This is a genomic window from Rhodopila sp. (assembly GCF_035548235.1).
In the GTDB taxonomy this organism is placed as follows: Bacteria; Pseudomonadota; Alphaproteobacteria; order Acetobacterales; family Acetobacteraceae; genus Rhodopila.
This window is the reverse complement of record NZ_DASZTJ010000291.1, coordinates 1-7,681: the sequence shown is the minus strand read 5'-3', so window position 1 is coordinate 7,681 and position 7,681 is coordinate 1. Positions and strand designations below refer to the sequence as shown.

The following is a 7,681-nucleotide window of genomic DNA, read 5'->3' as shown; positions in this document are numbered from 1 at the left end:
GGCACCCTCGGGCCGCGCCAGCAGCACCGCGAGTTCGGCGTCGACGCTGGAGCAGAACCATTTCTCGCCCCACAGCCGCCAGTGTTCGCCGTCGCGCACCGCCATCAGCTCCGCCGCGCCGACATCGGAGCCGCCGGCCTTCTCGGTCATGAATTGAGCGCAACGATTCAACCGGCCGAGGTCCTGGCTCCACATCGCGTCCAGGTAGCGGGCGCGAATGGTATCGGAGCCATAACGGTCCACCAGGGTGGAGGAACTGTCGGTCAGGTTCACCGGACACAGCAGCCCGAACTCGGCCTGCGCGAACATGTAATGAAACAGGTATTTCGCCAGCGGGGGCAGCAGGTCCGGCCAGCCCAGCACGCCCGGCCGATGCGTCATCGCATGCATGCCGAAACGACCGAACGCGATCTCCTCCATCGCGCGATAGGCGGGGTGGAATTCGACCCATTCCTCGTCGCGGCCCATGCGGTCGCGGGCGTGCAGTACCGGCGGATGGCGTTCCGCCATGTCCGACAATTCGCCCAGGCGGCCGCCGGCCAGGGCGCCCAACTCATCGAAATGCGGCGCCAGGTGCGCCAGCAGGGGGGCGTCCATGTACAGCGGCAGCAGCGACCGCAGGGCGTGGTCCAGCGTGAAGAAATTCTGTCCGCGGCAATCCGGCGCCAGGTGCAAGGACCGCTGCCGGGTCGCCGCGCGCGACACCTGCGTGCCGGGGGACGTTGCGATCGCGGTCATGTCGTTCATCGTTTCGTTCCTTATATGAACCTGCGCCGGCTTCGACCCGCGACGCACCCGAGCCACAGCACGGTCGGCGGGGCGAGGGACCGGGGCAGAGGCAACGCGAGGGCAGGGGGTGACGGCGGCGCCGGATCGCCGGCAACCTGCCTTGCCATTCCAGCCGAGACAAACGATTACTTCGCCTCCTGTTTTGAGTGAGACTCAATGCCCGGACGCCGCCTGCCGCCGCTGCACGCCATCCGCGCCTTCGAGGCCGCCGCCCGCCACGGGTCCATGACCCGAGCGGCGGATGAACTGGGGGTGACGCCGGGCGCGGTCAGCCGCCATGTGCGCGCGCTGGAAACCCAGATGGACACGACGCTGTTCCTGCGCCGCGCCACCGGGCTGACCCTGACCGGCGCCGGTGAGGCCCTGTCGCGTGCCGTCGGCGACGCCCTCGACCAGGTGGCCGAAGCCGTCAGCGGCGCCCGCCGTGCTCGGTTGCGGCGGCTGTCGGTGGGCGCGTTCGGCTATTTCGCCTCCCGTTTCCTGCTGCCGCGCTGGGCCGACCTGACCCGGACACATCCGGGGCTGGAGGTCGACCTGCACACCAGCCTGAACCCGCTGGACCTGTTGCCGGGGCGTTACGACGCGGTGATCGTCGTGTCTGACGCCCAGCCGCATGCCGGGCTGGTGACGCACGCGCTGATGCCGATCGCGACGGTGCCGGTCTGCGCCCCCGCGCTGCTGCGGGACGGGCCGCCGGACTTCGCCACCGCGCCGCAACTGCATGCCCGGCCCCGGCCGGACGACTGGCGCCGCTGGCTGAACCATGCCGGGCTGGGCACCGTGCCGGTGCGCGACGGCGGCACGTTCGAGAGCATCGGCCTGGCCCTGGAAGCCGCCGCTGCCGGGTTGGGCTTTGCCATCGCGATCGAGGGGCTGCTGGGCCCGGAACTGGAACGCGGCGACGTGGTGCGCGCCCACACGCTGGTGCGGCCGACGCGGCGGCACTTCGTGCTGCAGTACGAGGCGCGGCTGGCGCGGGATCCCGCGTTGCAGGACTTCGCGGGCTGGATCCGGGAGCAGGCGGGGTGAACGGCCCGGTGCGTCCTCCGACCGCCGTTCCGCGCCGGACCTTGCATGAGCGAGGCTGCTATCCGCATCGGCTCGCGGGAGCGACGACAAGGACACGCGACGGCTCGATCCGATTGGCCTTCGCGCCCATGCGCTTCGTTGATCTATATCAACGAAAATCGTGCATCGCCTGTGGCAGAAGTTTCTGATGGGAAGAGGGCATCATGAGCGACGTCAGGCGTTCTGATTCCGTGCTTGGCCATATTTATCACATCATAGATTGCAGCCCGAACATGGAACAAGATGAAGGCACGGCAGCCAAGATAGCGATCGTCGAGGACGACGATGCCGTACGGAACTCGCTTCGATTTCTGCTTGCGGTAGCCGGGCACGACGTTGAGGCATTCGCTTCGGCGAAGGAATTCCTTGGGTCGAATTTGCGCCAAGTCGCCTGTTTGATTTCCGACAATCACATGCCGGGCATGACGGGATTGGACCTGATCGAAAGGTTGCGTGCGGAAGGTTTCACGTTTCCCGTCTTGCTGATCACGGCGAACCCGTCGCAAGAGATCATAAACCGAGCCGCCGCGCTGCGTGTGGAGCGCGTGTTGGTGAAGCCTCTCGATGACGAAGCCTTGCTCGAATTCGTCGGCAGCAAACTAGCCTGACCGGGCCTGATGTCCGGCGCGCGTCACGGCTTCAACCTGCCGGCGTCATGCCGGTCGTTCCTTTTTGGCACCGTTCTTCGCTATGATCCGGCTCAATTCCCGAAGGGCGATGCCTGCGCGGCGTTGTTGGTTTTGACATCGTATTATGATGTCGAGCAAGCCGCGCGTGGTTTCGGTTCGTCTGCTCTCCAGAAACTCGACAGCCAAGAGATACGAATTCAGTGCCGTCAGCGCCTCGATTGCCTCGTCCAAGTGGGGCATCATTTGATGCCGGAGGTCGCAATCCGACCCGCTGGCACCGGGTCCGCGGTCTCCATTCATGATCGGCCTCCTTGTGAACCAGGCAAGCGAACACGCGGCTTTTTTGCTAAGGGCAGTCGTGCCGACGGGAAAGACCTATTCGAACGGAACTTGATCCGGATCAAGTTCCGCCCGGATTTTTGTGGGACACAAAGCGGAGCATCTGCGGATGAGACCGGCGACCATGACATCAAGACACAACGGACAGTCCTACGACAAGCAGCCGCTTGGGCCAATGTTTATCGCGCCCTCCATTTGGTCGGCCGGCGCCAATCCGGGTCATCCGCTGAACGCGGAAGACCGCGCAAAGCTCGCCCTGATCGCGACCATCACGCGGTTCGGTAAAGGAGAAACTATCTACAAGAAGGGGGATAAGGCCGCCTTCGTCTACAACATCATCTCCGGCACCGTGAAAACCTATCAGCCGTTGCCGGAGGGCGGTCGGTTCCTGTCCGGCTTCCTCTTTCCGAACGACCTGTTTGGCCTGGCGGAAGACGGGGCGTTCGTGAACGCGGCCGAAGCGGCGACGGACGTGACCGTCTACAAGATCCCCGCGGCCCCGCTCGAGGCTCGGCTTCGGCACAATCCCACCCTCGATTTTCAAGTCATCTGCAAGCTGTGCCATGACCTGCGGGCGGCGCAGCGCCACGCCTTCGTGCTGTCCCGGCATCGCGCCGTCTCGAAGATCTGCCTGTTTCTGCAGATGCTCGAAGTTGCACAGGAAACCGCGGGGAACATGCCGAAGCAGATATACCTGTCCATGAGCCGATCCGATATCGGCGCGTATGTCGGCATTTCACCGGAAGCCGTGAGCCGCTGCCTGCGCAAGCTCACTGACCAGAAGATCGTCAGGTTCAAGGACCGCCGGCACGTCGAGGTCCTGGATCGCCAGGCCCTGGAGGCGTTGACGTCCGAATGACGCGGGATCGGCCCGCGACCCTGTCGCGTTCATCCCCGGCGTTCATCGCGGCAGCCGCGCGTGCCGACGGCGCACGGACTTGCCGCGTGGTTGCATCGGACGCCTGCTTTCTCCGGTAACGGCGTTAAGCCGCCGCGGGCACCGGCTCCGGCTCCATCCGCTGCTTGCGCAGCAGTTCCCGGTACGGGCCCGGGCGGCTCGCCAACGCCAGGGGGCTGCCGTCGTCGACGATGCGGCCCTTGTCCATGACGATGATGCGGTCGAAGCTCTGCAGCGTCGACAGCCGGTGCGCGATGGCGATCACCGTCCGGCCCCGCATCAGCGTATCCAGCGCCGCCTGGATCGCCTGTTCGGATTCCGTGTCCAGTGCGCTGGTCGCTTCGTCCAGCAGCAGGATCGGCGCGTCCTTCAGCAGCGCGCGGGCGATCGCCAGGCGCTGGCGCTGGCCGCCGGACAGCTTCACGCCGCGGTCGCCGACCATGGTGTTGAAGCCTTCGGGCAATGCCTCGATGAAGTCGCGGCAATGCGCCATGCCGGCGGCGGCCAGCACCTCGGCCTCGGTCGCGTCGGGACGGGCGTAGCGGATGTTCTCCATCACCGACCGGTGGAACATCGACACGTCCTGCGGGACGACGGCCATGACGTGGCGCAGGCTTTCCTGGGTCACGTCGCGGATGTCGTGCCCGTCGATCGAGATCGTGCCGCCGCTGACGTCGTAGAACCGTTGCAGCAGCGCCAGCACGGTCGACTTGCCGGCGCCTGAGAACCCGACCAGCCCGACCCGCTCGCCCGGCGCGATCACCAGGTCGAAGTCGTTCAGCACCGAGGCGCGCTGCGGATAGGCGAAGCTGACATGGTCGAACACCACCTCGCCGGGGCCGGGCGGCAGGGCGGCGGCGTTCGGCCGGTCCTCCAGGTCGTGCGGGGTCAGCAGGGTGGAGATCGCCTCGGCGAGCCTGGCGACGTGCTGCGTCAGGTCCACGAGGGCGACGGCAAGGTCGCGGGTGCCGTGCAGGATGCCGAAGGCCAGTGCGCTGATCAGCACGAGGTCGCCGACCTTGGCCTGGCCGTCCTGCCAGAGGATGATCCCCCAGGCGAGCACGGCGGCGGTCAGCAGGGCGGTCAGCACCGCGTGGATCAGCCGCAGGTGCTCCAGGTAATAGAGGCTGCGGCGGCGGGAGGCCATTTCGACCTCCATCGCGCCGGCCAGCCGCGACTGCTCCCGGAACGTCGCGCCGAATGCCCTGACGACGTTGAAGTTGCCGATGACGTCCACCAACTCCCCATCGACCGCGGCGGCTTTTTCGGCGTAGTCCAGGTGCAGGCCGGCGCCGTTGCGGGCCAGGACGAAGATGACGGCGCCGAGGGCGAGGGAGACGGCCAGCAGCGCGCCGGCGAGCTGGAGGTTGACCGATCCGATGAAGCCGATCGACATGACGACGGCGACGGTCGGCGGCAGGACGTTCCATACACCTGTATTCTCGACCGTAAAGGCGGCGTTGGCGGTGGCGCTGACGCGGCTGGCCAGCGCGCCGGGCAGGCGTTCGGCGAAATAGGTTGGCGAGTGTCCGGACAGATGGCGGAACAGGTCGCGTCGGACGTCGCCGGTGACGGCGACGAAGGTGCGATGGGCGGCATAGGCGCCGACGCGCCAGGACAGGTTGTCGGCCGCGACCAGGCCGCAGAGCAGGGCGAAGGCGCCCCAGACCTTGGTTCCGGCGGCGGCCTGGCCCTGTGCGACGATGTCGATCAGGTATTTCAATCCGTATTGCGTCGAGACGCTACAGGCGACTGCCACCAGGACGGACAGCAGCACGATCAGGTGGCCGGTGGGGTGCTGCCTGATATAGGCGAAGAGGAAGGCGAGCGGCCGGCTGCGGAGGTTGGCCAGTTGACCGTTGGCCAGTGGGCCGTTGGCCAGTGGGCTGTTGGGCACTTGAACGCCGGGTGGACGCGCTTCCAAGCGGTCGGCCGAGGCAGAGATGGACCCCATGGAAGGGCAAGCTCCTGGACCGGGATGAGGGCAGCGGACCCGGACCGCACGGCGAGACGGCGGCGCCCGGGCCGGAGCGGGGCGTTTCTGCCCCGAAATCACAGCCAAGACGCCGACATTTCGCCACATTCAAACTCTACAACGCATAATTGATAGGCGCCACTGGATTGTGAAGTCAAGCGCAATACGCGCGAAAAACCACAAGAAACGAAGTGCCTGGCGACAGTGCAACCCACAGTCCATTTGGGGCTAAATACTCATGCGTATTGCTCAAATATCGCCGCTGTTCGAGGCCGTACCCCCCAAGCTGTACGGCGGCACGGAGCGGGTGGTCTATTCGCTGACCGAAGAGCTCGTGGCCATGGGTCATGACGTGACCCTGTTCGCCAGCGGGGACTCCACCACCTCCGCCACGCTGGCCCCGATGCGCGAGACCGCGCTGCGGCTGGACCCGACGGTCAAGGACTGGGTCGCCACCTATTACAGGATGGTCGAGCTGATCTATCGCCGCAAGGACGAGTTCGATGTGCTGCATTTCCACATCGACTATTTCCCCCTGCAACTGTTCAGCCGGCAGAACGTGCCGTTCCTGACCACCCTGCACGGCCGGCTGGACGTGCGGGAGTTCGTCGAGACCTACTCGACCTTCAAGGACTGCCCGTTCGTTTCGATCTCCAACAGCCAGCGCCGGCCGATCCCGCACCTGAACTGGGTCCGCACCGTGCTGCACGGCATGCCGGCCAACCTGCTGACGCCGCAGCCGGTGAAGCAGGAATACGCCGCGTTCCTGGGCCGCATCTCGCCCGAGAAGGGCGTGGACCGAGCGATCCGGATCGCCGGGAAGGCGGGGCTGAAGCTGAAGATCGCGGCCAAGGTCGATAATGCGGACAAGGAATATTACGATACGCTGATCAAGCCCCTGATCGTCGGCAACCCCGACGTCGAGTTCATCGGCGAGATCAACGACGCCCAGAAGCCCGCGTTCCTGTCCGGCGCGCACGCGCTGCTGTTCCCGATCGACTGGCCGGAGCCGTTCGGCCTGGTGATGATCGAAAGCATGGCCTGCGGCACCCCGGTCATCGCGTTCAACTGCGGCTCCGTCCCCGAGGTGATGGACGACGGCGTCACCGGTTTCATCGTCAACAACATCGACGAGGCGGTGAAGGCGGTCGGCAAGCTGCACACGATCGACCGCAAGCAGGTGCGCGCGACCTTCGACCGCCGCTGGACCTCGCGCCGGATGGCCGAGGACTATGTCAACGTCTACGAGGAACTGGCCCAGCCGGTGCGCCGGCTGCACGTGGTCAACGGGTAGGGGCGACCGGCCGGCGCCCTCCCGCGCGCGGCCAGCCCTTCTCGCGCGTCACGGCCCGGCTTGTCCGGGCCACCTCCTTCCCCGTGGCGCCAGATGGCCCGGTCAAGCCGGGCCGTGACGGGGTCGACGGAGAGGGGGCCGACGGGGGAAAGGGCAGGGGCCTACCCGACCTCCGCCGCCAGCTTGTTCAGGTAGTAGGCCGGGTCGCCGAACAGGCGTTCGATCACCATGCAGCGGCGGAAATAGTGGCCGACGGCGTATTCCTCGGTCATGCCGATGCCGCCATGCATCTGTACCGCGCTCTGCGAGACATACCGTCCCGCCTGGCCGACGCCCACTTTCGCCATGGCGATGTCGCGGGCGCGTTCCTCGTCATCGGGATTGTCGATCGACATGGTGGCCAGCATCGCCATGCTGCGGCCCTGTTCCTGGGCCATGAACATGTCCGCCAGCCGGTGCTGCACGACCTGATAGGACCCGATCGGGTTGCCGAACTGCACGCGGGTCTTGCTGTATTCCAGCGTCATGGCGTTCATCGCCTCCATCGCGCCGACCGTTTCGGCGGCGGTGGCGGCGATGCCGGCCTCGACGACCTTCTTGATGATCGGGAAGCCCTTGCCGACCTCCCCCAGCACCGCGTCCGCCGGCACCGACACGTTCGACAGCGCGATGTCGGCCGCCCGCGAGTC

General features: G+C 66.3%; 7 protein-coding genes and 1 pseudogene. 4 read left to right on the top strand and 4 right to left on the bottom strand.

The genetic code is table 11. The features are described from left to right. Window positions 1-747: pseudogene (locus VHB27_RS23725) on the bottom strand (DNA alkylation response protein); the annotation flags it as partial. 198 nt (window positions 748-945) lie between these two features. On the opposite strand from VHB27_RS23725, the gene VHB27_RS23720 reads away from it, so the two are divergent. Both VHB27_RS23720 and VHB27_RS23715 read left to right on the top strand, forming a co-directional pair. Further along, entirely contained in the window at window positions 946-1,818 is an 873-nt protein-coding gene (locus VHB27_RS23720; RefSeq protein WP_325605292.1) for a LysR substrate-binding domain-containing protein, read from the top strand. A 203-nt stretch (window positions 1,819-2,021) separates the two neighbouring features. Beyond that, window positions 2,022-2,465 carry a response regulator transcription factor gene (locus VHB27_RS23715; RefSeq protein ID WP_325605289.1) on the top strand — a complete coding sequence of 148 codons (444 nt, stop codon included), beginning with the start codon at window positions 2,022-2,024 and terminating at the stop codon, window positions 2,463-2,465. A gap of 45 nt (window positions 2,466-2,510) precedes the next feature. On the opposite strand, the gene VHB27_RS23710 is transcribed toward VHB27_RS23715, so the two are convergent. After that, the gene (locus VHB27_RS23710; protein ID WP_325605287.1) at window positions 2,511-2,717 is read right to left on the bottom strand and encodes a hypothetical protein; all 207 of its coding nucleotides are present in this window, start codon (window positions 2,715-2,717) and stop codon (window positions 2,511-2,513) included. Between the two features lie 283 nt (window positions 2,718-3,000). Between VHB27_RS23710 and VHB27_RS23705 the strand changes: the two genes are divergently transcribed. Continuing rightward, window positions 3,001-3,684, top strand: coding sequence for a Crp/Fnr family transcriptional regulator (locus VHB27_RS23705; RefSeq protein ID WP_325605285.1), 684 nt, complete (start codon window positions 3,001-3,003; stop codon window positions 3,682-3,684). Between the two features lie 124 nt (window positions 3,685-3,808). Here VHB27_RS23705 and VHB27_RS23700 read toward each other — a convergent pair whose 3' ends face one another. Then, window positions 3,809-5,677, bottom strand: a complete 1,869-nt coding sequence (locus tag VHB27_RS23700) for an ABC transporter ATP-binding protein (RefSeq protein ID WP_325605283.1) — start codon at window positions 5,675-5,677, stop codon at window positions 3,809-3,811. A 259-nt stretch (window positions 5,678-5,936) separates the two neighbouring features. Between VHB27_RS23700 and VHB27_RS23695 the strand changes: the two genes are divergently transcribed. Continuing rightward, window positions 5,937-6,992, top strand: a complete 1,056-nt coding sequence (locus VHB27_RS23695; protein ID WP_325605281.1) for a glycosyltransferase family 4 protein — start codon at window positions 5,937-5,939, stop codon at window positions 6,990-6,992. A 161-nt stretch (window positions 6,993-7,153) separates the two neighbouring features. Here the strand turns inward: VHB27_RS23695 and VHB27_RS23690 are convergent. After that, window positions 7,154-7,681: acyl-CoA dehydrogenase family protein (locus VHB27_RS23690; RefSeq protein WP_325605279.1), on the bottom strand; the 528-nt coding region annotated here is incomplete at its 5' end.